This window comes from Pseudomonas sp. TMW22080, assembly GCF_022496745.1.
Taxonomy (GTDB): domain Bacteria; phylum Pseudomonadota; class Gammaproteobacteria; order Pseudomonadales; family Pseudomonadaceae; genus Aquipseudomonas; species Aquipseudomonas bubulae.
Window position 1 is genome coordinate 744,046 of the sequence record NZ_SCFF01000003.1, and the last position, 25,125, is coordinate 769,170.

General features: G+C 58.4%; 23 protein-coding genes. 19 read left to right on the forward strand and 4 right to left on the reverse strand.

The features are described from left to right. Positions 1-102 precede the first annotated feature (102 nt). Genes EQV96_RS13730 through trxA form a run of 3 tightly spaced genes read left to right on the forward strand, consistent with a single transcriptional unit; the run spans position 103 to position 2,145 of the window. Complete coding sequence (locus EQV96_RS13730) at positions 103-552, forward strand: hypothetical protein (protein WP_094999468.1); 450 nt, start codon at positions 103-105, stop codon at positions 550-552. Further along, the gene (locus tag EQV96_RS13735; protein ID WP_094999469.1) at positions 549-1,238 is read left to right on the forward strand and encodes a 50S ribosomal protein L11 methyltransferase; all 690 of its coding nucleotides are present in this window, start codon (positions 549-551) and stop codon (positions 1,236-1,238) included. Before EQV96_RS13730 ends, EQV96_RS13735 begins: the two co-directional genes overlap by 4 nt. A 31-nt stretch (positions 1,239-1,269) precedes the next feature. Further along, positions 1,270-2,145, forward strand: coding sequence for a thioredoxin (gene trxA / locus EQV96_RS13740; protein WP_094999470.1), 876 nt, complete (start codon positions 1,270-1,272; stop codon positions 2,143-2,145). 164 nt (positions 2,146-2,309) lie between these two features. Here trxA and EQV96_RS13745 read toward each other — a convergent pair whose 3' ends face one another. Next, the gene (locus tag EQV96_RS13745; protein ID WP_094999471.1) at positions 2,310-2,657 is read right to left on the reverse strand and encodes a hypothetical protein; all 348 of its coding nucleotides are present in this window, start codon (positions 2,655-2,657) and stop codon (positions 2,310-2,312) included. A 133-nt stretch (positions 2,658-2,790) separates the two neighbouring features. Here EQV96_RS13745 and EQV96_RS13750 point away from each other — a divergent pair, with 133 nt between their 5' ends. From EQV96_RS13750 to EQV96_RS13770, 5 genes are all read left to right on the forward strand, one after another. Next, entirely contained in the window at positions 2,791-3,354 is a 564-nt protein-coding gene (locus EQV96_RS13750; protein WP_095019067.1) for a DUF2796 domain-containing protein, read from the forward strand. Positions 3,355-3,405: 51 nt separating this feature from the next. Further along, positions 3,406-4,116: an ABC transporter ATP-binding protein gene (locus EQV96_RS13755; RefSeq protein ID WP_095019068.1), complete on the forward strand. Its 711-nt coding sequence runs from the start codon at positions 3,406-3,408 to the stop codon at positions 4,114-4,116. 1 nt (position 4,117) lies between these two features. Further along, positions 4,118-5,383: an ABC transporter permease gene (locus EQV96_RS13760; protein ID WP_095019069.1), complete on the forward strand. Its 1,266-nt coding sequence runs from the start codon at positions 4,118-4,120 to the stop codon at positions 5,381-5,383. Between the two features lie 10 nt (positions 5,384-5,393). Beyond that, positions 5,394-5,918: a DUF3299 domain-containing protein gene (locus tag EQV96_RS13765; RefSeq protein WP_094999475.1), complete on the forward strand. Its 525-nt coding sequence runs from the start codon at positions 5,394-5,396 to the stop codon at positions 5,916-5,918. Positions 5,919-6,158: 240 nt separating this feature from the next. Beyond that, positions 6,159-6,857, forward strand: coding sequence for an OmpW family outer membrane protein (locus tag EQV96_RS13770; RefSeq protein ID WP_094999476.1), 699 nt, complete (start codon positions 6,159-6,161; stop codon positions 6,855-6,857). Between the two features lie 59 nt (positions 6,858-6,916). On the opposite strand, the gene EQV96_RS13775 is transcribed toward EQV96_RS13770, so the two are convergent. The 3 genes from EQV96_RS13775 to EQV96_RS13785 all read right to left on the reverse strand — a co-directional run bounded on the left by EQV96_RS13775 (position 6,917) and on the right by EQV96_RS13785 (position 10,982). Continuing rightward, entirely contained in the window at positions 6,917-7,846 is a 930-nt protein-coding gene (locus EQV96_RS13775) for an NAD-dependent epimerase/dehydratase family protein (RefSeq protein WP_153380208.1), read from the reverse strand. After that, positions 7,839-8,723 (reverse strand): sugar nucleotide-binding protein, encoded by an 885-nt coding sequence (locus EQV96_RS13780; RefSeq protein ID WP_094999478.1) that lies wholly within the window; start codon positions 8,721-8,723, stop codon positions 7,839-7,841. The genes EQV96_RS13775 and EQV96_RS13780 overlap by 8 nt, the downstream gene beginning before the upstream one ends. A 144-nt stretch (positions 8,724-8,867) precedes the next feature. Further along, entirely contained in the window at positions 8,868-10,982 is a 2,115-nt protein-coding gene (locus EQV96_RS13785; RefSeq protein ID WP_094999479.1) for a mechanosensitive ion channel domain-containing protein, read from the reverse strand. 671 nt (positions 10,983-11,653) lie between these two features. On the opposite strand from EQV96_RS13785, the gene EQV96_RS13790 reads away from it, so the two are divergent. From EQV96_RS13790 to EQV96_RS13840, 11 genes are all read left to right on the forward strand, one after another. Beyond that, positions 11,654-13,381: an AMP-binding protein gene (locus EQV96_RS13790; protein ID WP_094999480.1), complete on the forward strand. Its 1,728-nt coding sequence runs from the start codon at positions 11,654-11,656 to the stop codon at positions 13,379-13,381. A gap of 229 nt (positions 13,382-13,610) precedes the next feature. After that, complete coding sequence (locus EQV96_RS13795) at positions 13,611-14,540, forward strand: hypothetical protein (protein WP_094999481.1); 930 nt, start codon at positions 13,611-13,613, stop codon at positions 14,538-14,540. 27 nt (positions 14,541-14,567) lie between these two features. Next, positions 14,568-14,813: an acyl carrier protein gene (locus tag EQV96_RS13800; RefSeq protein WP_094999482.1), complete on the forward strand. Its 246-nt coding sequence runs from the start codon at positions 14,568-14,570 to the stop codon at positions 14,811-14,813. A gap of 31 nt (positions 14,814-14,844) precedes the next feature. Next, positions 14,845-15,723: a hypothetical protein gene (locus EQV96_RS13805; protein WP_095019073.1), complete on the forward strand. Its 879-nt coding sequence runs from the start codon at positions 14,845-14,847 to the stop codon at positions 15,721-15,723. Next, the gene (locus tag EQV96_RS13810) at positions 15,720-16,292 is read left to right on the forward strand and encodes a hypothetical protein (RefSeq protein ID WP_095031794.1); all 573 of its coding nucleotides are present in this window, start codon (positions 15,720-15,722) and stop codon (positions 16,290-16,292) included. The genes EQV96_RS13805 and EQV96_RS13810 overlap by 4 nt, the downstream gene beginning before the upstream one ends. A 2-nt stretch (positions 16,293-16,294) precedes the next feature. Next, positions 16,295-17,284 carry a ferritin-like domain-containing protein gene (locus tag EQV96_RS13815; RefSeq protein WP_094999484.1) on the forward strand — a complete coding sequence of 330 codons (990 nt, stop codon included), beginning with the start codon at positions 16,295-16,297 and terminating at the stop codon, positions 17,282-17,284. 13 nt (positions 17,285-17,297) lie between these two features. Beyond that, positions 17,298-18,275: a 3-oxoacyl-ACP synthase gene (locus EQV96_RS13820; protein ID WP_165446499.1), complete on the forward strand. Its 978-nt coding sequence runs from the start codon at positions 17,298-17,300 to the stop codon at positions 18,273-18,275. Position 18,276: 1 nt separating this feature from the next. Next, positions 18,277-19,452, forward strand: a complete 1,176-nt coding sequence (locus tag EQV96_RS13825; protein WP_240882121.1) for an alanine racemase — start codon at positions 18,277-18,279, stop codon at positions 19,450-19,452. A 10-nt stretch (positions 19,453-19,462) separates the two neighbouring features. Next, positions 19,463-21,037, forward strand: a complete 1,575-nt coding sequence (locus EQV96_RS13830; RefSeq protein WP_095023476.1) for an acyl-CoA ligase (AMP-forming), exosortase A system-associated — start codon at positions 19,463-19,465, stop codon at positions 21,035-21,037. A gap of 4 nt (positions 21,038-21,041) precedes the next feature. Beyond that, positions 21,042-22,037, forward strand: coding sequence for a hypothetical protein (locus EQV96_RS13835; RefSeq protein WP_095019078.1), 996 nt, complete (start codon positions 21,042-21,044; stop codon positions 22,035-22,037). Positions 22,038-22,073: 36 nt separating this feature from the next. Next, the gene (locus EQV96_RS13840; RefSeq protein WP_240882122.1) at positions 22,074-25,076 is read left to right on the forward strand and encodes a citrate/2-methylcitrate synthase; all 3,003 of its coding nucleotides are present in this window, start codon (positions 22,074-22,076) and stop codon (positions 25,074-25,076) included. The last annotated feature ends 49 nt before the right edge of the window (positions 25,077-25,125 follow it).

The following is a 25,125-nucleotide window of genomic DNA, read 5'->3' on the forward strand; positions in this document are numbered from 1 at the left end:
GCATCCCACTGGCAAGACAAGCCATAGGCTTTACGGTATACAGACGGGCTACTATCTTTTACACAATCTGATACACCGACTGACCTGCCGCTGGAGCCGTGTATGCCGCTACGAACGCTTGTTTTGCTGTGCCTTGCCAGTTTGCTGGTCGCTTGTAGCAGTGAGCCGCCAAAATCGGCACAGCCCCAAGTGCTGACGCAGCCAAAAACCGATGCCCCGGCTGACCTTGGCCCGCTGCCGTCATATCAGCGCGAGTTGAGCGGAGTGCTGACCGGTGTGCCGGCAGGCGCCGAGGTCGAGCTGGCCATGCTGATCGTTGACGATCGTGGCCGCCCCCAAGGCTTGATGGCCAGCAGCAAGATCCTCGGCAACAGCCAGGCGCTGCCCTTCAAGCTGCGCTTCAACCCGCAAGCCTTCCCGACCGGGATGCGGGTCGAGCTGCGCGGCCGCGCCAGCCAGTCCGGGCAATTGATCCTGCATCTGCCTTCGCGGATCATCAACCAGCCCACCACGCAGGCGCTGGGTACCCTGGCCTTCGTCAAAGCACCATGAATATACCGTTTGGCCTGCAGCAGTCGTTGAGCGAGTTGCTGGGTGATGCGCGGCTGGTGGCGACCGACTTGCCCGGCACCGCGCTCAAACTCTGGTTGATCGATGCCCACAATATGGATCGCGCCTTCACCCCCGACGAAACCCGGCGCATTCTCTACGAACCTCCCTACTGGGCCTTTTGCTGGGCCAGCGGGCTGGCGCTCGCACGCTTTCTGGCCGAGCAACCGCAGTGGGTCAAGGGCAAGCGCGTTCTGGATTTTGGTGCCGGTTCGGGCGTTGCAGCGATTGCAGCAGCCAGGGCCGGGGCGCTGGAAGTGGTGGCCTGTGACCTTGACCCGCTGGCACTGGCGGCCTGCAGGGCCAATGCCCAGCTCAACGATGTCGCGCTGGGCTACTCCAGCGATTTTTTTGCCGAGGCGGACCGGTTCGATCTGATCCTGGTGGCTGATGTGCTCTACGACCGCGAAAACCTGCCGCTGCTGGATCAGTTCCCTAGCCGCGGCCAGCAGACCCTGGTAGCCGATTCCCGCGTACGCGACTTCAAGCACCCGCTTTATCGGCAACTGGCCATGCTCAAGGCCCTGACCCTGCCCGACCTGGCCGAGCCCCACGAATTTCGCAACGTCAGCCTGTATCACGCACAACGCGAGCCTGTGCCTTTCAGCCACTGCGCCCAGCCTTTATAGTTGCTCTTATTTACCTGCTTCGAGACACGAAATGAATCAGCCTACGCCTTCTTACAGCTTCGACGTGACCTCCACTGACTTCGACAGGCTGGTGGTCCAGGCCTCATTCGACCAACCCGTACTGGTGGATTTCTGGGCCGAGTGGTGCGCTCCCTGCAAGGTGATGCTGCCGATCCTGGAGCAAATTGCCGAGGACTATCAGGGCGAACTGCTGCTGGCCAAGGTCAACTGTGATGTCGAGCAGGATATTGTTGGCCGCATTGGCATTCAGACCTTGCCCACCGTGGTGCTGTTCAAGGACGGCAAAGTGGTCGACGGTTTCCAGGAAGCCCAGCCGGAATCAGCGATCCGTGCCATGCTCGCGCCCCATGTGGTGATGCCTGAAGCTGCGGTTGAAGACCCGCTGGTTCAAGCCCAGGCGCTGTTTGCCGAAAGCCGTTTTGCCGATGCTGAAGCCTTGCTCAAAAGCATCCTGACTGAAGACAACAGCAACGCCAAAGCGCTGATCCTGTATGGCCGCTGCCTGGCTGAACGTGGCGAGCTGACTGAAGCACAAGCGGTGCTGGATGCGGTCAAGAGCGACGAGCACAAGGCCGAACTGGCCGGGGCCAAGGCGCAACTGACGTTCTTGCGCCAGGCAGCGGACTTGCCGGATGTGGCCGACCTGAAGACCCGCGTGGCACAAAACCCGCAAGACGACGAAGCGGCGTATCAACTGGCAATCCAGCAACTGGCACGCCAGCAATATGAAGGCGCACTGGACGGGCTACTGAAACTGTTCACCCGCAACCGCAGCTACAACGAAGGCATCACCCACAAGACCCTGCTGCAGGTGTTCGACTTGCTGGGCAATGATCACCCGCTGGTCACCACCTACCGCCGCAAGCTGTTTGCAGCGCTGTACTAAACCCCGATACATATCTGTAGATACTCTGTTGCAGGTCAAGCCCTATTGTGGGAGCGAGCCTGCTCGCGAACGACCTTCGCGAGCAGGCTCGCTCCCACAGTTGCAGTGTTCCTGTAGCTGCCGAACGCAGCCTCGTCCCTCGGCAGCTGCTACGGGAGTTTTTGTTACGCCACGTCAACCCAGCTGTAAATCGGCGAATCAGCACCGCTAACCACTTTCACCTCGGCACAATGGCGCAGGCGCACCAACAAGCGTTTGCCTGCGCCCGTGCTGCCGGTCAGCGCTTCAAGCTGCCCCAGCAATTCAGGCCCGCTGATCTGTCCAGCCTTGCGCAGCAAATCCTTGGTGGCTTCCCACACGGCATCATCCTGATTCGCAGGTTTTGCGGGCGGCTGGCTGATCGGCGCTTCACTGACGTGCAGTTGCGCGCCCAGCTTTATCCAGTCGCTCTCATCCAGCTCCACCGTCAAATCCACCGGCCAGTCGCCTATCGTTCCGCGAATGCGCACCATCGTCGTGCTCCTCAATTTTCTTGCAGCCATGCTCCCACGCGCCTTGCGTAACGCCAAGCACACGGGCAAACTCTCGCAACAGTTGTTATAAGATCACATAACAATATTTTCACATTTCTGCTGGAGTGCTCCCATGCGCCGTTTGCTTCTTGCTTTGCCGTTTGCCTTGTTGCCGCTGGCGATGGCTCACGCCGCCGACGATCATGATCACGACCATGAACACAGCAGCCTGGCGCCCCATGAACATGGCGTAGGCAGCTTGAATGTCGCGCTCGACGGCCAGACCCTGGAACTGGACCTGGATGGCCCGTCGATGAACCTGGTGGGCTTTGAACACGTTGCTACCACTGATGCTGACAAGGCCAAAGTCAGCTCGGTACGCAAACAACTGGAAGACCCACTGGTGCTGTTCAGCATCCCCAAGGCCGCCGGTTGCACAGCTGAAGCGCAGGAACTGAAAAGCCCGCTGTTCGAACCGGCGCCGGAAGAAGGCAGCGCCAAGGGCGAGCACCACCACAGCGATATCGAAGCCCACTATGCGTTTACCTGCAGCACGCCGGACGCTTTGAAAGCGCTGGATCTGGCGCAGTTTTTCAAGACATTCCCCGGCACCCATAAATTCAAGGTACAACTGATCGGCCCGAGCGGTCAGCAAGCCGTGGAAGTGACAGCCAAGGCACCTGTGCTGAAGTTTTAAACAGCTCCCACAGAAAGACTTCCACCAACTCCCAGGCGATCTCCTCCCCCAATGACCCAAGCACTTATCGAACTGAGCGACCTGAGTTTCCGCTGGCCGGGGCACCCCGTGCTACTGGATATTCCGGCGTTTCGCCTGCAAGCAGGTGAAACCCTGTTCCTCAAAGGCCCCAGTGGCAGTGGCAAAACCACTTTGCTGGGGTTGCTTGGCGGCGTGCAAAAAGCCAACAGCGGCAGCATCCGCTTGCTCGGCCAGGAGCTGGGAGAGCTGGGTTCCGGGGCCCGTGACCGTTTCCGGGTTGACCACACGGGCTATATCTTCCAGCAATTCAATTTGCTGCCATTTTTGTCGGTTCGCGAGAACGTCGAGCTGCCTTGCCACTTTTCCAAACTGCGTGCCAGCCGCGCCGTGCAACGCCACGGCAGTGTGGATAACGCCGCGCAAACCCTGCTGGCCCATCTGGGCCTTAAAGACCCGGCCCTGCTGGAGCGACGTGCAGACTCGTTATCCATCGGCCAGCAGCAGCGTGTTGCCGCCGCCCGCGCACTGATCGGTCAGCCCGAACTGGTGATTGCCGACGAGCCCACATCAGCACTGGACGCGGACGCTCGCGAAGCCTTTATCCAGCTGCTGTTTGCCGAATGCCGTGAAGCGGGTGCCAGCCTCTTGTTTGTCAGCCACGATCAAAGCCTGGCCCCTCTGTTCGACCGTAACCTGTCGTTGTCTGAACTCAATCGCGCCGCCCTGTCGGTAGAGGTCTGAGATGTATCTGTTTCGTCTAGCGTTGGCCAGCCTGGCCAACCGCCGCTTTACCGCACTGCTGACCGCCTTCGCCATTGCCCTGTCGGTGTGCCTGCTGCTGGCCGTGGAGCGGGTCCGCACCGAAGCCCGCGCCAGCTTCGCCAGTACCATCAGCGGCACCGACCTGATCGTGGGTGCCCGCTCGGGCTCGGTCAATCTGCTGCTGTATTCGGTGTTCCGCATCGGCAATGCCACCAACAATATTCGTTGGGACAGCTTTGAACATTTCGCCAACAACCCGAAAGTGAAATGGGCCATCCCCATGTCCCTGGGCGACTCGCACCGCGGCTATCGGGTGATGGGCACCAGCGAGGCGTACTTCGAGCACTACCAGTACGGCCACAAGCAAAACCTGAAACTGGCCAGCGGTCGTCCTTTTGCCAGCGATCCGTTCGAAGTGGTACTGGGTGCCGAAGTCGCCGATGCCCTGCATTACAAACTGGGCGACAAACTGGTGCTGGCTCATGGCGTGGCGGCGATCAGCCTGGTCAAGCACGACGACAAACCGTTCACCGTGGTTGGCATTCTCGCGCGCACCGGTACCCCGGTGGACCGCACGCTGCATATCAGCCTGGGCGGTATGGAAGCAATCCATATCGACTGGCATAACGGCGTGCCCGCCCACGGTGCCGGGCGTATCAGCGCTGACCAGGCCCGCAATATGGACCTAACCCCCCAGGCCATTACTGCGTTCATGCTGGGCCTGAACAGCAAAATTTCGACTTTTGCCCTGCAACGGGAGATCAACGATTTTCGCGGTGAGCCGATGATGGCGATTTTGCCCGGCGTAGCCCTGCAGGAACTCTGGAGCTTGATGAGCACTGCTGAAAAAGCGTTGTTTGTGGTGTCGCTGTTTGTGGTACTGACCGGACTGATCGGCATGCTCACCGCAATCTTGACCAGCCTCAATGAGCGGCGCCGCGAGATGGCGATCTTGCGCTCCGTGGGCGCCCGCCCTTGGCATATCGCCACGTTACTGGTGTTCGAAGCACTGGCTCTGGCACTCGCCGGAGTGATCGCAGGTGTCGGTCTGTTGTATGTGTGCATTGCCGTGGCCCAAGGCTATGTTCAATCGAACTACGGGTTGTATTTGCCACTGGCGTGGCCAAGTGAATATGAATGGACGCTGCTCGGCGGTATTCTGGCAGCGGCCCTGTTGATGGGCTGCGTGCCTGCCTGGCGCGCCTACCGACAATCGCTGGCAGATGGTCTGTCCATTCGTTTATGAGCTTACATTTATGAAAAGGTCTGCAATGTCTCGCGTGCTGCTGGCACTGTTACTGCTGGTTGCGACGCCGCTGTGGGCGGCCGAACCGAAAGAGCTGACCTGGTCGGAAATGATCCCGGCGGATGCGCCGCCTGAAGCACCGGACATGACGCCCCTGCATGACCTCTCGCAGATGGGCAATATGGAAGCCGCCCCGGCAGCCAGGCAGGACTTGCCCAATGCGCCGGTGGTCCCGGCGCTGGATGGCCAGTTGATTCGCCTGCCGGGGTATATCGTGCCCCTTGAAGTCAGCGAAGACGGGCGCACCACGGACTTTTTGCTGGTGCCGTACTTCGGTGCCTGCATCCATGTACCGCCACCGCCGTCGAACCAGATCGTGCACGTGACCAGCAAGGAAGGGGTCAAACTCGACGAGTTGTACCAGCCGTACTGGATCGTGGGCGCGCTGCAGGTCAAGGCCAGCACTAGCGAACTGGCGGATGCGGGGTATCAGATGGATGCGCAGCGGATCGTGGTGTATGAATTGCCGGAGTAACCCCAAAGGCCCCTCAACCTAGCCCTCTCCCAGTGGGAGAAGGGACTAAAAGCAAAAGCAGGTTTGCGCAACGCCACCCATCAGCTCCCTCTCCCTCCGGGAGAAGGTTGGGGTGAGGGGCTCTGGGCAATTAACGAATTTTTCACAACTTCACGCTTTCATTGAGCTGGGTCAACTGAACAGGCCTGGGCGCTCATTACCATTGGTTATATAAATTTTAAATATCCAAATGGAGCTCCCATGCACAAGTCTTTGCTCAGCGCAGCCGCCCTTGCGCTCGCCGTCGTCGCCCCTCTTGCCCACGCGCACACGGAAGGCGACATCATCGTGCGTGCCGGTGCTATCACGGTAAACCCGAAAGCCGACAGCTCCAGCGTCAAGGTTGATCAAGGCCCGTTGGCAGGTGCTGATCTGGGTGGCAAGGCGACCATGAGCAGCGACACGCAACTGGGTCTGAACTTCGCTTACATGATCACCGACCATGTGGGTATCGAATTGCTGGCAGCCACACCGTTTGAGCATGACGTGAAACTCAAGGGTACTGGCCTGGCAGCCGCCAACGGCAAACTGGGTAGCCTCAAACACTTGCCGCCAACCCTGAGCGTTGTGTACTACCCACTGGATACCAAATCGGCATTCCAGCCTTACGTCGGTGCCGGCATCAACTACACCTGGATCTACGACGAACACGTCGGCAGCCGTGCCAGCGCCGAAGGGTTCGACAACTTCAAGGCAAAAAACTCCTGGGGCATGGCCTGGCAGTTGGGTGCTGACTACATGCTGACCGACAACATCATGATCAACGCCCAGGCGCGTTATATCGATATCGACACCCGCGCCACTGTGGAAAACAACGCCGTGGCACCAGGCACTCGTGCCAAGGTCAACGTAGACGTGGACCCATGGGTATACATGGTTGGCCTGGGCTACAAATTCTAAGTCCGGCAATCATAAAAAAGGCGCCTTCGAAAGGCGCCTTTTTTGTGGGCGGGTGGTTCTTAGCGGCCTAGCAGGCGTGCCAGCCCGACACTCATTGGTGTGGTTTCACCGAGGGTGAAGCGTTGCAACAAACGGCTATTGTCAGCACGGGAATGGCGGATATCACCCGAGCGGGCCGGACCGTGGCTGATCGGTGGCAACTCGCCGATCACTTCGCTCAACGCTGCCAGCATTTGATTGAGTGTAGTGGCCTTGTTCAAGCCTACGTTCACGGCACCCGCTTCAGCGTTCTCGGTTTCGACGGCTTGCACCAGAATCTTGACCAGATCACCCACATACACGAAGTCGCGCGTTTGTTCGCCATCGCCAAAGATAGTGATCGGCAGGCCCTTTTCAGCACGCTCACTGAAAATGCTGATCACGCCCGAATAAGGCGAGGAGGGGTCCTGGCGCGGGCCAAAGATATTGAAGAAGCGAAAGATCACCGGCTCCAGACCGTGCTGGCGACGATAGAAATCCAGGTAGTACTCGCTGGACAACTTGTCGGCGGCATAAGGTGTCAATGGCGCTTTAGGCGTGTCTTCGACAATCGACTCGCCTTCGCCGTTATTGCCGTAGACCGCAGCACTGGAGGCGAAAACAACGCGCTTGATCCCTGTTTCGCGCATGGCTTCGCACACATTCAGGGTGCCGATGAAGTTGCTTTGGTGAGTACGCACCGGGTCGTCTACCGAGGCTTGTACCGAAGCAACCGCCGCCAGGTGAACCACGGCGCTGCAACCGGCCATGACTTTGGCAACCAGTGCGGCATCGGCCACGTCACCTTCAATCAGCTCGACCCGCGAGTTGGCCATTGGCAAGTTGCTGCGTTTGCCTGTGGACATGTCATCGAGAATTCTTACGGAGTAGCCCTTGGCCAACAAGGCGTCTACCAGGTTGGAGCCAATAAAACCGGCACCACCGGTGATTAAAACGGGAGCATCAACCATGACGATAAAACCTGTCCAGTAAAGTGGGGAGCGCCGCACGCCAGGCGCGAGGCTTGATCCCGAAGGTGTGTAGAATTTTTTTGCACGCCAGCACCGCGTGCTGGGGTTCTTCTGCCGCGTCGGGCCGCGCGGCGTGCGCCTGGGGTGTCGGCGCTTCGATTGCCAGTTCGTGCAGGTTACGGGCCTCGGCCAGGATTGCCTGCCCCAGCGCCAGCGGCGTTGTCGCTTCGTGCCCGGCGTAGTGGTAAGTGCCCCACAGCGGCGCCGCGCAATCGAGCTGCTTGAGTACCGAGATAATCACCCGCGCCGCATCATCCACCGGCGTCGGGTTGCCCCGTCGATCATCGGCCATCAACAACTCACCCGGTTTTTCGGCCTGGGCCAGAAACCGCCCGAGGGTGCCATCCGGGCTGTCATCGAGCAACCAGCCAAAACGCAGCAGCACATGTTGCGGGCAAATGGCCCGCACACTTTGTTCGATACGCCACAGTGCCTGACCGCGCAACCCGAGCGGGACGGGTTCGTCTTTTTCGCTATAGGCCGTCGCACGCGAGCCATCGAAAACCCGATAGCTGGAAGGTTGCAACAAGGTGATGCTGTGGTGCTGGCACAGCTCGGCCAGACGCTCGACAGCGCGCTCCTGGGCGGCAAGACGCGACTCGCTTACTGTCTGCGCCTGAAACCAGTCGAAGTAGTACGCAAGGTTGATGACAGCATCCGGGCGGGTGTCATCGAGCAGTTGCGTGAGGCTCGCGGCGTCCCAACCGTCTTGCGGCGGGCGCGGGGCTAGGAAATTGATGTCTTCCTCGGCACCCAGACGAATCAGCGCCTGCCCGAGGGCATTTCCGCCGCCCAATAACATAAGGCGCATTCGCATAAAGTATGCAGGCTCAGTCTATTTAGAACGGTGATGTATACCAGAAAACCAGCCGTGAAAGCTGCTGACCCTAATCAAGATAGCCGCATTTTGCGGGTTTCTTGCCCACCCGTCACTGACAAACTGCCTCATGCTAAAAGGCCTTCATTGGGATCTGGGCGGAATATCAGTCAGTAATACCGTAGACCGTTGCGCCAAGGAGTCCGCTGGCAGCGTTTGTTCCGGCTCCCGCACGGGCAGCAGAAACCCCTGTGGATAATGCTGTGCGAAGTGAACATCCGGCGACTTATCCACAAGCTTTTTAAGCCGGTCATTGAATGCCCGGCTCACGGTGTTCTGCGCCCCGGACATGGTTCGGAACTGCGCGGTTATGGTCACGCCATCGAGGTTCATGCTGTCGACGCCAAAGATCGTCAGCGAACCCTGCAGGCTCAGGCTGAGCAAAGGATCGCTGCTGATCTGGCTCCCCGCTTCCCGAATCAGGGCCGTCGCTTTGTCCATATCGGTGTCATAGGTGAACTGCACGGAAAAAAAGGCATAGGCAAACTGCCGGGAATGGTTGATGACGGCCTTGATCTGACCGAAAGGCACCGAATGGACAAAACCTCTCGAATCGCGAAGGCGCAGGGTTCGTATGGTCAACCCCTCGACGGTGCCGGCATGGGCGGAGTCGATCACCACCCAGTCACCAACCGAGATGGTGTCTTCAATAATGATAAACAGCCCGGTAATCACGTCCTGCACCAACTGCTGGGAGCCAAAGCCGATGGCCAGGCCTATCACCCCGGCGCCAGCCAGGAAGGGCGCGACGTTCACCCCCAGATTGGCCATGGTGGTGATGGTACAGATCACCACCAGAATCACTTTGATAGCATTGCGCGCCAGCGGCAGGATGGTCTTGATTCGCGTACTGGGCTCATGGCTCCCGCGCCGGTTGGTGGCCGGTTCCAGCGCTTGTTGAATGGCCGTGTCGAGGACCACCCAGGTCAACCAGGTCACCAGAAGGATCAACAGGATATGGCCCAGGGAATCACTGATGACCTTGCCGGTATTGCTGTCGGAAGCGAAGGCCAACAGCGAGAAACCCCAGATCTTCGCCAGCAACTCAATAAAGGTCACGGCCAGGGCAATGCGCAGCAATGCGTAAACCACACCGATAAAACGCTCTTTATAGGCCCCTGTATGCTGGGTTCGCGCCCGAAATGAATGGTGCAGAATCGTGCTCAGAAATACCGTGCCGATCAGCAGGCCCGATGTCAGCAATGCACTGCGCAAGGCACGTTCACTGCCCTCACCCACGCCCAGTAAATTGCGCGCGCTCACCAGCAACATCAGCAGCACGGGCCAGTACCAGAGTACCGAAAAAATGCGCAACGACTCTTGCAAGGCTGGCTGCCCGAGCCGTTGTGCCAGGGCCCGATTGCGGATCAGGTGAGCCACGGGCCGCCGCAGCCGTACCACCAGCCAGCCCAGAATGGCGCACGCCAGCAGGCCGGCGAATACCGACAGACAACTGGCGATATTGCCGCCGATTTGCCGCGCAATTTGCGGGCTGCTCATTGCGTCGCTCAGTGCCGAAAAAAAGCCGATCAAGAACAGCGCCCGTTTCGAGTACTGACGAATAATCTGCACCGCGCGGCGCTTGTGGCCCGTTTCAAACAAGGTACTCAGTGACAGCACCAGCGCCACACAGAACACCCCGGCGCTGCCGGCATAGGTCAGGGTCAGGCCGAACGAGCGACCCAAGGTGTCTTGCAGCATGCGGCTGGCGTACAGGGCCAGCATCAACGAGACCAGCGCAGGCAACATGTAGGGCACCACATAACCCACCAGCGTCTGGATGCGTGGCCGGTCAACCATCGAACGCGTGGTACACAAATAACGCGCCAGCAATCTTCCTGCGAGCATCAACCCGAAAAAAACGCCGGACCAGATAACCGTCAGCAAGAAAAAGTCGCCTACACCACTCCAGGAAGGATGTGTGGATGCCTGCTCGACCAGTTGTCCTACTTCACCTGCCGCCCGCTCGGTGCGTAAACGCCAGGCGTCCAGCAACTGCATACTCAGGCCGAGCTGACCTTGAACCTCGTCCATCCCCGCACCCAAAGCCCCCAGCAGCCCGCCATCCACCAGCACGGGAGGCTTGCCATCGGATTCCTCGGCCTTGATCACAGAGGCCAGTGTAGGGGCGGCCAAAAGCATGCCATTGCCCGAGCACAACAGGACAAGAAGCAGAAACGCTGTTTTGAATTTGTACAAACCCGGGGGCCTCCTGCACATCCTTGATAGGCCAACCGTACCGAAGGGATTAGGTTCGAGACAGGGCGCGTCTGTAATTTCGATCAGGTACAGCGTAGTCAATGACACGTCAGGCGCGGGAAATAATCGGTTGAGGCTTGCCTGAAACTGCCGCCATTCAATACACCACTAGACAAAATGTGTAACCCGAAGATCAGGCATCGTAACTGCAGCAAACACCAAACCGGGAGAGAAAGTACTCATTGGACGACGAGTACGCCCGTTATAAGAATACGCCGGAAGCGCCGAAATACGTGATCTTGAAGAGCACGCTTACCCCGCACTACCAACGACTTATTCGAGACACTCCCACAACTAAAGAGTCGACACGTACTACAAAAGTAAACGACTGCGCGCACGACTTAAATACAAAACATCCAACGCCGAGTAACAAGCGTTTAGACACTTAAACAACTATAAACTTGCTTTAGAACCGGGCAATAGCGCCGACTACAAACGAACATGAAAGATTATGAAACTTTCACCCGACCGATTTACAAACACTGTTCCATCCCATAAAGTCCGCCAGACCGGGCACTACAGGTTTGTATGCTCACTAGAGCGTTGTATTGAATTTGTAATATTTGACAGACTTGTTTGATTGACTTCCCGGAGATCGGAAATTGGAAACAATGATCGATGCTATTTTGTCTGCCTTGGATAATCCACAGCAAAGTGCACTGCGGCAAATTACTGTTATAGAAGAGAACGGGGAAGAAAAAAGCATTTCCTATGCAGCGTTGGCACAACAAGCATTGGCGGTCTCTTCAGCCCTGACCGAACTGGGGGTTGTTCGTAATGACCTGGTTATTCTTGCCCTGCCGGCATCGATCGATCACTTGTTACTGCTGACTGGATGCGTGTTGATTGGCGCCTTGCCTTGCACCGTCGCGCTGCCTGGAAGATTGATGGCAGACTCACCGCGCAATCAGATATATGTGGCCTGTCAGTTGTTTGCACCGCGCCTGCTGATCGCATCCGAAAGCAATACACCGGCACTCCAGCGCTTGCTTTCCAACCTGCCTGTACGCGTGGTCACGAGCGCAGAGGTGAGCCTCGCTGCCAGCGCAGGGTTTCCAGTGCGCGTGGAACGCTGCCAGGCTGACAGCGGCCATCATGTGCAACTGACCTCGGGCTCGACCGGTCGCCCCAAGGCCGCCATCCTGAGCCATCGCAATGTCATCGCCAATGTGCGCGGTATCGGCGGTGTTGTTGGCTACAGTGTCGAACGCGGCGACGCCTCTGCGTCCTGGCTGCCGCTGCATCACGACATGGGCCTGGTGACGCTACTGTCGAACCTGTATTACCAGGCACCGCTGCTATTGATGCAGCCGGCCAGTTTTATTCGCAACCCGCTTGGCTGGCTCAAGCGCATGTCCAGCTTTGGCGCAACCACCACGGCGGCGCCGACTTTCGCCCTGCAGTATTGCATTCGCCGTTACCGCGAAGCGTCAATGAAAGAGGTGGATCTGAGCAAGTTGCGCAATATCTTTGTCGGCGCCGAAAGGGTCGATGAAGCCTGCCTGAGGGAGTTTGCACAGACATTCTCGCCCCACGGCCTTTCACGTTCTGCGCTGCAACCCTGCTACGGCATGGCGGAATCGACGCTGGCAGTGACCATGCATAACACGACCTTTGATTACGACAAGCAGGCGCTCTCCTACGTGATTCCTGACCGTATCGACTCCGGCGCGGTAATCGATCATTGGCAGGCACGCCGCGCCGACGATAACAGTCGGCGGGTAGAAACCGTACTGTCGATGGGCCGGCCGATTGACGGGATGCAAGTGGCGGTAAGGGCTTTGGACAGTTCCGACGCCAAGGACCGCGAAGTGGGCGAAATTTTCATACGTGGTTCTTCGGTCATGTCCGGCTATTTACCCGCCGAAGGCCAGACCGAGCACTACCAGAGCGGCGACTGGTTTGCGACCGGGGATATAGGTTATCGCGTGGATGAGCACTTGTTTGTACTCGGCCGCAAGAAAGAACTCATCATTATCCGTGGCAGTAATTATTTCCCCCATGAAATTGAAGACGTCATTGCCTCACACCCTTTATTGGCCAGCGGGGGTAATGCAATAGCGGCCTTCGGTATCTACGACGAGACACAGAGAACCGAGAGCCTGGCGATTCTGATCGAGCTTGAAACGAAGCATAACCCTATCGAACTGCGCACCCAACTTCAAAACCAATTGCGTGAGAAGTTCGGATTTGGTGCCCACGCCATTACATTCGTGCTACCCGGAAGTTTGCCACGTACGACCAGCAACAAACTCAAGCGCTTGGAATGCCGAACTATTTATCTGCAAACCGTACTGGACAACAAAGACAAGGCCGATCGCGAACAGCTTGTTAGTTAATCTACAACCACGCCAATAACATCGACACACTGAAGCACTGCAACTTTCAAATACTGGATCACACACTATGCACACTTTGACGCAAGGTGGGGATACGGCTTCGTCACGCCATTCATTATTGAATGTGTGTGCACAACCGGTTCTTCATCGCTTATCGACATACGGCGAACTGCCTGCTCACTTGATCCATATTATTTCGCGCGCTTCAGTGCGACTGATGGATTCAGATATGTTGATTTCGCAGACACCGCAAGACTATGAGCCTGCCGAGCAATTAAACCGCCCCTCGGTGGCCCTGTCGCAGCCGAGCCATGACTTGGAACATATTCTGGAGCGCATTCAGCAAGACGGTCTGGCGTTGCACTACCGATCGTTCATGCAGAACTTCGCCCATTTGTTTTCGCTGTTCCTGACGCCGGATCAATACGAACGGGCGCGCGCCAGCATTGATGCGGGCAGTGCCCTGCGTTTTCTGATGAGTGATGCCGGCGGCCCTACCCTCACTAGCTGGCGCACTGTCGCCCAGCCTGAAGGGGATGGTTTCAAGCTGCATATCGACAAGGTATGGGGCATGTACGCCAACCTTGATGGCATGGCAATCGTTGCCGCCCGCACGCCGGGCTCGTTTTTCCCCTCGGCCTTCCTGGTCTGGCCCGAGCAATACAAGACCCTCAAGCGAACCCTCTGCGGCGAGCCCTTTCTCGGCGATGTCGTGCAGTTGGGGAACGTCAAGGGCACGGTGCAGGTTTCCCAGGAAGATCGTCTGAAAGTGGGCGGCCCTGCGGTACTCAATAAATACCTGACGACGGTACGGCCTTTCCTGGTGCGCGCACTGATGGCCCATGTTGACTGGCTGGCAAGTCAGGGCCGCCTCGAACTGACACCCGACGAACGCGCGTCACGCGACTTCATCGCTGCCGCCGCCCGTACCAAGACGCTGTCCGACCGCTATGAGAGCGAAGACGTGCACCGCGTGCTGGCACTGAAATTCGCCTCCAATGAACTGCTTTTGCATCTGGTCAGCCGCTCTGCCGTACCGAGTTTTCTCGACCAGCGTGATCTGTTGGCGTTTACCAAAATGGAAGGCAGCTCTTACCGCTGTTATCACGAATTGCGCGCAAGCATGCGCGTAGCCAAGCCCGTATCCGACTCACTTTAATCCGCTTTAACCCCAGGAGATGCACCAATGACGACTGAAACCCTCAACACGCTGGAACTTCTGAAGAAAGAAGCCGCCAAGATTCTCAATATCGAATCCGTCGATACCCATGTCGGTTTGGGCGAACTGGGTATCGATTCACTCAACGTGGTTGAGCTGATCGTCTATTGCGAACAGCTCTACGGATCGATTGATCCTGAGCAACTGAACATCACGCAGTACACCACTCTGGAGCAAATCGACTCGCAGTTGCAGCAGCAACAAGTCGCCTGATCGCCAGCCACCCTCATACCAGAAGCTCAACATGTCGAACTCGCAGCCCTTTGCATCAACGCAGTCGCTTGGCACCGCTCCGGCTTTCAGGGTCCATACGCTAGCTTACCGACGCACAGAAACGCCCTTTGTATCGCACCAGGTCAGCCTGGAGGATGCAGCGTTGGCATTGGGGCAGCGGGTAGGCGATGAGGCTTGCCGCTATGCAAGCGACGCAGGCCCTATCGACGATTACGTGGTGAGCTCTACTGTGCTGTCACAGTTTTTGGCAGACGGTTCGCCACATGCAGGCTATTTCCAGGAGGCGATAGCCACCCAGTATGGGCGCCGTCCTGACTGGGTCACCAACGCCTATGAATGCACGGGCTGGGGTTTCATCCTGCGATATATCCAGGGGAAGGCTCAGTTCAGCGGTCGTCGCAGGCTGTTACTGCAGATTGTCGATACCGATATCCACAATTTTACTTACTGGTTAGGCAACAACCGCTGGGGGAATTCCGGTTTTGGCATCTGCACGTTAGTGATTGACGTGATTCCAGAGGCCAAAAACATGCTGGTCATCGGCACTTCAAGCCAGGCTAATGCGCTACTGCAATTAGGACGAAACCTGCGCAGTTTCACCGAAAGCCGGCCAGGTCTAGGCATTGCAGTACCGTTTTTTCCAGAGATGTCGCGCCGCGCGCTGTTCAAGTGCTTCGACACTTCGTCTGTGCACGCCGACCATTATCAACGATTTGGCCATTCATTCGGCAGCGACCCCTGGCTTTCGCTATTGGGGGAGCTGGGTGCGGGTTCCGCGCACACGGGTAGCGATTGCATCGTTTCTTCGCTGGCAATGAACGGCTATTTTTCGATTGCCCAGATAACCCTCGCGCCTGATCTGCACTATGCATTGGAAGGTGAAATGTGAAGAGCGCGCAAACCTGTTCCCTGCTGTTGCAGCGTAACCCCGATTACAACCTGGCGATCCCTTGTTCGGCTCGCAACCTGCCACTGCTCGAAACGCAAGACTATGCACGCCGAAGTGTGTACGCACACGACAATCCCGCGCCTGTGCTGGTCAACAACCAGCAGTACTACACCCTGCTGTCCACGCTGGCCCAGTACATTTGGGGCAGCTGCGGTGAGCAGACGCTTCTCCTGGCGCAGGTACGCATGCCTTCCATCGACCTTGCGTTGCCAAAAAACCTGCTCGATCCACGCGTGACGATGGGCGCCCATTTATGGAACGAAGCCTTGTTCTGGGCGCGCCAGCTACAGACGCCGGTGGTCTGGATCAGCGCCGAACAGATTCGCCGCGACCTGTGGGACGGCGGCGATAACCTCCTGCACATCGCAGCCTGGAATACCGCGCAAACGCCAGCCATCACCGAGTGGTTCTTACCCGACCTGGACTACTTCGCGGCACAGGTGCACACATCTCCTGTGCATGAGCCGTTCACCACCTCTCAACCGAAATGCACGCACGTACAGGTGTGATCATGCAAACAGAGCACAAACCGACATTGGATGATGGCGAGCCGATCAAGTGGAATTTCTCGGTCGAGGCTTACATGTCTCAGACCTACGATTTCAGCAATGACAGCTTGAATGCGCTGTATCAGAAAACCAAGGCCAACCAGTGGGATGTCAATACCGACATCGATTGGAGCTACGAGCTCAACCCGGACAATCCACTGGGCATGCCGGACGGCACACTGCTGATCTACGGCACCGATGTCTGGAACAAAATGAATGAAAAAAACCGCGCCGAAATTCGCCATCACTCGCAAGGCTGGACCCTGTCACAGGTACTGCACGGTGAACAGGCTGCCCTGATTTGCGCATCGAAACTGGCGGTGGCAGAAGAAAGCCTCTCGGCTCGCCTCTGTGCTGCCGGGCAAATCATCGATGAAGCCCGTCATATTGAAGCATTCGGGCGCCTGGTGAATAACAAGCTGCCCATCAGCTACCCCATGAGCAAGGCGCTCAAAGGCCTGCTGGAAGACACCATTACCACCAGCAAACTCGATATGACCAACCTCGGCATGCAAGTGCTGGTGGAGGGCATTGCGCTGTCACTGTTTCAAAGCATGGTCGCCTACACCAAAGACCCTTTTATCAAAGACCTGATGACGCGCATTCAGCGCGATGAGGCGCGCCATTTCGCCATTGGCCGCATCACGCTGGGCAGTGTGTACAAGGAAATGAGCGGAACTGAACGCAAGGAGCGCGAAGAGTTTGTGGTTGAAGGTGCTTATACCTTGTACGAACACCTGTGCGCCGACGACATATGGGAGCCGATGGGCTTATCCAAAAAAGAGTGCAGCCACCTGGTCAGGAGTTCTGAAGTGGCCAACTCCATGCGCCGTTCCATTTTCCGGCGGCTGGTGCCGACCATCCGCGAAATGGGTTTGCTGACGCCCCGTGTAAGCGATGCCTTTGAAAAGCTCAGAGTGCTGGACTACGCCGCCATGCCAATGCCGGCTTAACAGGAATACAGTCATGACGCCCCCAACTACTGCGGCAACAAACAGCCCCGCCCCCTTCACGATCGGTATTGAAGCCGCCGCTTACGAGTTACCCGGCGAACGCCAGGACCTCAATGACTGGGCTCAGCACCATAAGTTGCCCGCCGAGCGCTTTGACATGATCCGCAATGCGGGTTGCCGTTATTTCCATGTGTCACCGGACATCGACGAGGTCGAGCTGGCCAAGCGCGCTGTCGCTCGCCTGCAAGAGGAGCAAGGCTTCAAGGGCAGCGACATCGGTGCGGTCATCCATGTTCATACCGGGCTATTCAGCGTACCGCCGGCGCCACGCAGCCTGCCCATGGAAGTGGCCACTGCATTCGGCATAAAGCCTGTCTGGGCCGGCTCGATCGCACAGCTCAATTGCTCGTCGATCAGCGTCGCCATTCAGATGGCCAAGGCCTTGATGAATGTCCATAGCCAATTGCACTCGGTGCTGATCGTGTCGTCCGACCGCGTCTTTATCGAGCGTTACCGGGTGTTGCAGGCAAGCATCTTAAGTGATGGCGCAGGGTGCTTGCTGGTGACCCGTAACAGCCGGCGTAACCGGGTCGGTGCAACGGCCGTGCGCAATTACGGCAGCTGGTATCTGGGCTCCGTGACCAACAACGCGGTGAAAAAGGAAATGTTCAATCTGGAGTGGCACTACACCCGCAAAGTCATGAAGGAAGCCGTGGCCGACTGTGGCATGGCGCTTAGCGATTTTTCATGCATTTTGCCTTACAACTCCAACCACTCTGGCTGGAAAGCCTTCTGTGGCGCCATGGCCATTCCCTCCTCCACGCTCTACTCCGACAACATTCTGAACAAAGGCCACTCCTTTGGCTCGGACCTGGCGATCAACCTGGCCGATATTGGCTTGAGCAAGGTCGATGCCGGGGCGCACCTGATGAACATAACGGAATCGGACAACGGTTCATTTTCGGCATTGACCCTTCATCCGGTGAATTGACATGACCATGACCACCGCCTGCGCGCCTGTCAGAAGCGACGACGCAACGACCGACCAATGGCTGCTGAATCTGAAAACGCCTTGCTACGTACTGGACCCCACTGTCGTACAGGCGCGTTACGCTGATTTACGCGAGCGTCTGGGTACACCGTTGATTGTGTCGCTCAAGGCCAATCCAAACCTGGATTTGTTGATCCGCTGCGGCCATGCCTTCGTCGACGGTGTGGAGCTGGCCAGCCTGGGCGAACTCGATATTGTGGCGGGTCGCATCAACACCCCCAAATACGTGAACAATCCGTCAATGGATGAAGATTTCATGCGCGCGGCCCTGGCCTCACGCTGCACGTTCATCATCGACAGCCTGGAGCAGGCGCAGAGACTGATTCGCGTCATCGGCAAACAGACCGCGCCGCAAACGATTTTGCGCTTGAACGCGGGCCAACTGGTCAGCTCGGGCAAACACCCGGCGGACCACTTCGGCATGAGTCGCCAAGACGCCTTGCTGACGACGGTTGCATTGGCCCAGGCCAACGTGCCAATCATCGGCCTCCATACGTTTGCGGGCTCCAATAGCTTTCACATCGATGACAAGGGTGCCGATGCCGCCGCCCTTGCCCATGCGCTCGCTGCATTCGCGCCACAAGTAGCACGCCTCACCGGCATGCCGGTTGAATTTCTTAACGTCGGTGGCGGTTTCTCCGAGCACTTCAACAACCAGGCGCAGACGTTTGACGCTTATCGCCAGCGCATTGCGCCGCTGCAAAAAGACTTCAAGGTCGTCCACGAGTCCGGGCGCGGTGTCTTCGCTGGCGCAGGCACTTTCGTGACCCGCGTACGTTCAGTCAAAGCCTTGGGTGAGCGCTACGTTGCCGTCTGCGACGGTGGCCTGAGCCACAACTTCCTGCTGGCCAAAACTGAGGCCATGTTGAAGAACTACGCACAGCCGCGCCTGCTGCGGCGTCAACAGGCACCGGGTGACGCGCCCCCGTTGCCGATCCAGTTTGTTGGCAGCACCTGCAGCCGCGCCGACGTGATCGGCTGGAGTCATGAACTGTCGGCCCCGCCGAGCGTGGGCGATCTGGTGATCTTCGACAACTGCGGCGCCTACAACCAGACGTACAGCGTCAGCGCTTTCCTCTCGCAGAGCCCGGCACACACCTATATCCACCAATCCTAGGGACGTCACCATGACCGCCCACATCAGTTTGTACGACCTGTTGAAAGACAGCGCCCAACACCATGGCGACCGCCGTGCGTTCGCGCAAGGCGCAAAGATGGCGACTTATTCCCAATTGCTGGAGGACGTGCGCCTGGCGGCAAAGAGGCTGGCCGATAGCGGCGTGCAAGCGGGCGAACGCGTCGCTGTCTATACGGGCAAGCAGTACGAAACCGTCGTCATGTTCCTGGCAATCAATGCCCGGGGTGCGATCCTGGTGCCCATCAATCCTCAGCTCAAAGAGCAACAGGTACGCCATATCCTGCTGGACAGCGGTGCTCGCTTGCTCATCAGTACGGGGGCACGCCTAAGACGCATCGAGGCGGCGTTGAATGACATCGAACTCGATACCTGGCAACTGGAAAAACTACAGTCCGAGACCCTGAACACACTGACCGATGCGGCGTTTTTCAACGCATACGCCGCCGTCACAGACAGTGATCCTGCGGCCATTTTGTACACCTCCGGCTCTACGGGACGGCCCAAAGGCGTGGTGCTGTCGCAACGTAACCTGGTGTCTGGCGCCTATAGCGTCGCTCACTATCTGCGCTTGCGGGCCGATGACGTCATCCTGGGCGTATTGCCGCTGAGCTTCGATGCCGGGTTCAGTCAGCTGACCACGGCGCTGGTCAGCGGTGCTTGCTACGCCCCGCTGGATTTCCTGCAAGCGGGCGAAGTCCCGACGTTCTGTGAAGCCCATGGCGTCACCGTGATTACCGGCGTGCCGCCACTGTGGATGCAACTGGCGTCAGTGCAATGGCCGCAGCCTGCCGGCGCTCGCATTCGCTGCTTCGCCAATACCGGCGGGCATATGCCACCGCCTTTGCTGGAAAAACTCAAAACCGCATTTCCCAATGCGCTGCCCTACCTGATGTACGGCTTGACCGAGGCTTTCCGCTCCACCTACCTGGCGCCGGAAGCGGCCGTCACACGACCCGACTCCATCGGCAAGGCGGTCCCCAATGCTGATATTCGCGTGATGCGCCAGGACGGCAGCGAATGTGCCGCTGGAGAGCACGGTGAATTGGTGCACCGCGGGGCGTTCGTCACGCTCGGGTACTGGAATGATCCAGAACTGACCGCTCAACGCTTTCGTCCCTGGTTACACCCGGACCAGCAGATTTCGCGTACCGAAACAGCGGTCTGGTCGGGCGATATCGTCTACCGCGACAGCGACGATTATCTGTATTTCGTTGCCCGTAGCGACGACATGATCAAGACCTCCGGTTATCGCGTCAGCCCCACCGAAGTCGAAGAAATCCTCTTTGCCGTGGATGACGTGACCGAGGCGGCAGCGTTTGGTGTACCGCATCCGCAACAGGGCGAAGCCATCATCATCAGCCTGTTCGCCCATCCGCAGATACAAACCAGCGCCCAGGCACTGATCAAGCTGTGCCGGGACAAACTGCCGACCTATATGGTGCCGTTGCATGTGTCCTTCCATGACTCGCCTTTACCGCGCAATCCGAACGGCAAGATCGACCGAAAGCAGCTGAAGCAGCAGTTTTCCGAGTTTTTCTCCACCTCACTTACGGTCACGGAATAGCCTCATGCTTCGAATCCGCGCTATCGCTTCTCACGTCCCCGATACGACCCCGTTCCGGGCGGTACAAGCTCAGGAAAAAAACATCGGCTATGGCCATCTGTTGTACAAGTCGGCGGTCTTTTCCATGCCTCGTGGCAAAGGCAGGATCGACGCCGAAGAAGAGCGTCGACTGCTTCCCACGGCGAGCATCGCCCTGCCGGTAGCGCCACCCTTGCAAAGCTGCGCCGACCTGGCACTGGAAGCGGTCACGCGATTGCGTCAACAGGTTCCGGCAGAAACGCTGGCACAGGTGACCCACATTGTGGTGACCAATAGCGCCCTTAACCAACGCATTAATGAGTCGGTCGCAGGCCGTATCCAGCATGCACTGGGCTTGCCCAACGCGTTGCCGTTCGCCATCGGCCAATCGGGCACTGCCGGCGTGTTCAACGCACTGACCATGATCGAAGCGCTGGTCAGTCTCGGCGGCAAGGTGCTGCTGGTGGCGTCCGATAAGTGGCTCTACCCCTTCTTTCGCGCCTGGGGGGATCTGGTTGTGTACGGCGACGGCGCAGCCGCCATCTTGCTCGATGGCGACGCTCAGACGACGCCTGGCTGGGGGGCGATACGCGCCTCGGCGGTGCACTATGGCGCGGCCATTGACAACCCCTGGGGGCTGACCCCTGCCGCTCTGGCTGAGCGCCTGCATCCGATGGCGGTGAGCGCAGCGCAAACGGCAATCGAACGTTCCGGCCTGAAAGCCAGTGATATCGATTGGGTATTACCGGCCGGATTCAGCGACAGCTTCTCCTTGGGCGTCAGTCGCGAACTGGGCATTGCACAAGAGCGACATTTCGAACTCGGTGCCCGCGCGCACCACTCGAGCGCGGCCCCCTTGCTGTCGCTTATGCGCCTGCGCGCCACCCTGCCTCAGGGTAAAACAGCCACCGCCCTGCTTTGGGATGCGGCGTTGTGCGGCACCGCTGGCGCCATTGTGGCCGAGATCCAGGCTGGCGCCTGAACCCAGATACACACCGCTTATTAATCAGGAAAACCTATGTCTGCTTATAAAGTCAGCCTGCGTGAGCTTCGCTTTTTTTTGTGGGAACTGCATAAAACCGACCAGAATTTTCTCACACGGGCGCCGTTCAACGACAAAAATCGTACCTACTACGATGCCTTGCTGGAGCGCGCCAGGGCGTTCGCTTATGAGTTAGGCAAGGCCTATCAAGCCTCCGACCGACAGGAATGCCACTTGCTGGAAAACGGCAAGGTCGAAATCCCCAAAGAGTTCCACGGACTCTGGCAGCGCTATAAGGAAGAGTGGATTCAGGTGCTGGGCATCGACAGCGAATCCCAGCAACCGGCCTTGCCACCCCTGATCCGGCAAACCATCCAGGAAATGTTCATGGGCGCCAATCCGGCGTTCATGACCTACGGCGGCTTCAATTTTCCGGCCATCAAGCTGTTGAAGCTGCACGCTACCGCAGCGCAAAAGGCAACGTACCTGCGCAAGCTTCAGCGCTACGACTGGGACGCGTGTTTCTGCGCCACCGAGCAGCAGGCCGGCAGCGACCTGACAGCGGTCACCACTGTCGCAAAACCCCTTGAAAACGGCGAATACGCCGTCAGCGGCGAAAAGGTCTACATCTCGGCGGGCATGCATACGCTGACCGAAAACACCGTTTACTTTGTCCTGGGCCGCATCAATACCACCACCTCGACCTCCTACTCGCTGTCCTGCCTGCTGGTGCCGCGCTTCTGGCCTAATCCCGAAACGGGCGAGCTGGAAGACAACCATGTCGAGTGCACTTCATTGCTGCGCAAGATGGGATTGAAGGGCTGCGCCAATACCCAACTGGTGTTTGGTCGAACCGGCACCACCCGCGCCGTACTGCTGGGCGACCGCAAGAATGCCGGATTGCTGCAACTGGTGCCCTTGATGAACCAGGCCCGTATGAGCACGGCAATTATCGGCTTGGGCCTGGCTTCCAGCGCTTATCTGCATTCAGTCGATTTCGCCGGCAAACGGTTCCAGGGCCGTGCAATCAGTCGCACCTCCGATGCCAGCGCCCCGCCTGTAGCCATCATCGAACACGCCGACGTGCAGCGCATGCTGCTGGAAATGAAGGCCCGGGTAGAAGGTTGCCGTGGCCTGCTCGGTAAGTTGACCGGCGCATCGACCCAGGCATTTGCCCTGGAAGCCGAGCCGGTACTGGACGAAGTCCAGGTCGAAAAATACCGCAAGCTGGTGCTGCTGTTCACGCCGGTGTGCAAGGCGTTCGTCTCGGACCAGGCCTGGAAAATCTGCGAACTGGCGATACAAGTGCATGGCGGTATCGGCTACACCGATGCTTACCCTGTCGAGCAAAATGCGCGCGACGTGAAAATCCTGTCGATCTGGGAAGGGACCAACTACATCCAGTCCCAGGACCTGGTGCGCGACAAGCTCGGTTTTGGCAGGAACTCACGCCTGATCAAGTTTCTGCGCGAAGAGCTGGATGCCTTCTTGAACAACACAACGGGTGTCGGTTCTGAGCTGCACGACCAATTCCCGGCGCTGGAAAACGCCATGGTTGCCGTGGAGCAGGCGCTAACCCGTATCAATGAGCACGTGCGTGAAGGCCGCACACACGAAACCAGCCAGTTCTATACCCGCTTCCTGGAAATGCTCGGTCTCACCGCCAGCGCCTGGGTCTTGCTTGAATCGGCCTGCCTGGCCGAGCGTCAGTTGCGCGAGCCACTGAGTGCCGAAGAAGCCGCTTTTTACCGTGGCAAGGTCAAGACCGCCCATTATTTTTTCGCCAACATCCTGCCGACGGTCACGCAACACGCACACACAATAGAAAACCTGCTGGTCGCCCACTGCGGCATTGCGCTTGATGAGTTGGCACAGGCCGACACGCTGATACCCACACCGCCGCAGAGCCTGTTTGGCGGACCACGCACCCTGTATCGCGGTACCAATATCGACGGCGCCACGATTGAGCCTAATGAAGGGCTGTGGGTCAGGGGTCGCAACCTCAATGACCTGATCGGCATTGTCGACTTCCCCACAGCGCTATGGCTGGCGTGGTTTGGCAGCCTGCCGACCCCTGCTGAGAGCCAGGCCGTTGACGCCCTTCTGGTACGCATTGCCAGCCACCTGTCGGCGGAGCCTGCCTATCGACGTGGCATCGAAGCCGTGGCCGACAGCGGTGCCGGCATCGTTCAGGCCGCCGCCTGCGGCCTTCTCGGTGATCTGGCAGCGCTGGAACATATTGTCCTGATCGAAGCCACCGTTCGCGACTTGCCTACGCATCAGGATTTTATCGAGGGCCTGGTCAGCGTTGCTTCAACGCCGCACTTTCTGCAAACGGCGCTCGGTTATAGCGCCCCCGGCGCAGCATCGACGCATCACGCCGAGGTCGTGTTGACGGCAATGGGCGCGACCGATATCGACCCATTAGCCATTCGTGTCGTTGATGCCCTGCTGGTGGCCTGGCACGCCGGTTTCGGCTACATCACGCCGACGGTGCTGGTACCCCGTACCGCCATCGGCACCGGTGTCACCCTTGCCCAGGCCGTGGCGGCCGGTTTCATGGCCAGCGGACCGAACCATGTCGGCGCAGCAGAAGAAGCGATGACCTGGCTCAAGACCATCAGTGCGCAAGCCAGCCCTGCTGACATACGGCAAGCGGTCGACCTTGCGCTGGATCAGCCGGGCAACCTGTTGTTTGGCTTTGGCCATCCGCTGTTTGTGCAGGACCCACGACCGCCGCACATCAGGGCCCTGTTTTCCCAGTGGGGTTTCGGGGGGCGCTATCTGGAGATTTACGACGTTGTTTGTGCCCACGTTCTGGAGCGCAAAGGCCTACGTCCGAATATTGACTTCATCACCGCCGCAGCCCTGCTCGATCTCGGCGTGACCCAAGCCCGTTGGGGTGTCGGCCTGGGGCTCTGTGGCCGGGTGGCGGCCATGGTCGCGCATGCCATCGAGCGGCGCGATCGCCCTGCTTTCGGTGTCAACAGCAAAGCCGCGCGCAAGTTGTTGGCCACCGTTCCAGTGGGGTGGCTGTAAGACAAGAAATGAGCCACACGCACTGGCTAGTTCAACGCTGAATCTTCTT